General features: G+C 66.3%; 2 protein-coding genes. Both read left to right on the top strand.

Annotation, left to right across the window (positions count from 1 at the left end; genetic code table 11):
• Positions 1–129: 129 nt before the first annotated feature.
• A complete protein-coding gene (locus tag NKJ06_RS35360; protein ID WP_352636326.1) occupies positions 130–1,038 on the top strand; it encodes a tyrosine-type recombinase/integrase in 909 nt (302 codons plus the stop codon).
• A 3-nt stretch (positions 1,039–1,041) separates the two neighbouring features.
• On the top strand, positions 1,042–1,642 hold a 601-nt coding region (locus NKJ06_RS35355), incomplete at its 3' end, for an IS91 family transposase (protein WP_352636324.1).

Raw genomic sequence — 1,642 nt, 5'->3', positions numbered from 1 at the left:
AGAACGAACCCGCTGCGCGGGAAGGCGCCTGCGGTTGAGGTAGGGATCAAGAACCGGTCGTCGCGCTCGCGTTGAGCGTCGTTCGGCTGGAGCAGAGCATGGCGGGCTTCTTCAACAAGGAGCCTGACCATGCACCATCCTATTCTCGATGCCCGGATCAGCCCGCTGCGCCAGCGGCTGATCGACGACATGAACATGCGGCGTTTCTCACGGGAGACGCAGCGCAACTATCTCCGCGATATCGGACGCTTGGCGACATTCCTCGGGCGTTCACCAGACACAGCGACCGCCGACGACCTACGTCGGTTTCAGATCGAGCAGCAGGAAGACGGCGTTCCCGTGCCGACGATGAACAGCATCGTGTCGGCGCTACGCTTCTTCTTCACCCACACGCTCGACCGCCCGGACCTGGCGCGTCGGCTTGTCCGGCTGGCGCATCCGCGCCACCTGCCCGTAGTGCTCAGCCGCGACGAGGTGGCCCGGCTGCTCAACGCCACCACCTGCCTCAAGCACCAGGCAGCGCTCTCGGTCGCCTATGGCGCGGGCTTGCGTGTCGCCGAGGTTTCGATGCTGAAGGTTGCCGACGTCGACAGCGAGCGCATGCTGCTGCGCGTCGAGCGTGGCAAGGGCGGGCGCTATCGCAACGCCATGCTCTCGGAGGACCTGCTCACGCTTCTGCGTGAGTGGTGGAAGGTCGGACGTCAGCAGGGCGTGATGCACCGCGACGGCTGGCTGTTCCCCGGGCAGCACGCGATGAAGCCGATCAGCACGCGGCAGCTCTATCGCATCGTCGTCGAGGCAGCCCAGGCCGCCGACATCGCCAAGCGGGTGGGTCCGCACACGCTGCGTCACAGCTTCGCCACCCACCTGCTGGAGGACGGCATCGACATCCGCATCATCCAGGTCCTGCTCGGGCATGCCAAGCTCAACAACACCGCCCTTTACGCGAAGGTGGCGACCCGGACGGTGCGTGCCGTGACGAGCCCGCTCGACAAACTCGGCCTGTTCAAGCCGGGAGAGATCTCGCCTGACGGTTGAGCCGTGCGCGCCTCGATCGAGGTCGCCGACATCTTCCGTGCTGCCGGACCCGCCTATCGGGCCGCCCATGCAGGTCACCTGAGCCTCGTCCAGCTCAAGGTCATGTCGGCGATCGAGTATTGCCGCACCGCAGCCCTTGGCGGTCACGTCGAGGCTTGCGAGGACTGCGGCCAATGGCGGATCGCCTACAACTCCTGCCGCAACCGGCACTGCCCGAAGTGCCAGGGCGCGGCGGCGCGGACGTGGTTGGCCGAGCGTGAGGCCGACCTGCTGCCGGTCGGCTACTTCCATGTCGTGTTCACGCTGCCCGCCGAGATCGCCGACATCGCGTTCCAGAACAAGGCGCTGGTCTACGACCTGCTGTTCAAGGCGGCAGCGGAGACGATGCTGACGATCGCTACGGATCCGAAGCACCTCGGCGGGCGCATCGGCATCACCGCCGTCTTACACACCTGGGGATCGGCGATGACGCACCATCCGCACCTGCACATGATCGTGCCGGGCGGCGGCATCGCGCCGGACGGAAGCCGCTGGATATCTTCTCGGCCGGCCTTCCTGCTTCCGGTGCGCGTACTCGGCAAGCTGTTCCGACGGCTCTTCCTCA

This window comes from Mesorhizobium sp. M0293 (assembly GCF_040321735.1).
GTDB lineage: Bacteria > Pseudomonadota > Alphaproteobacteria > Rhizobiales > Rhizobiaceae > Mesorhizobium.
Note: the sequence above shows the minus strand (reverse complement) of the source record. Positions and strands in the feature narration are given on the sequence as shown.

Excerpts from the sequence above, each read along its gene's own strand:
- NKJ06_RS35360 (WP_352636326.1), top strand. The coding sequence starts at position 130 with ATGCACCATCCTATTCTCGATGCCCGGATCAGCCCGCTGCGCCAGCGG.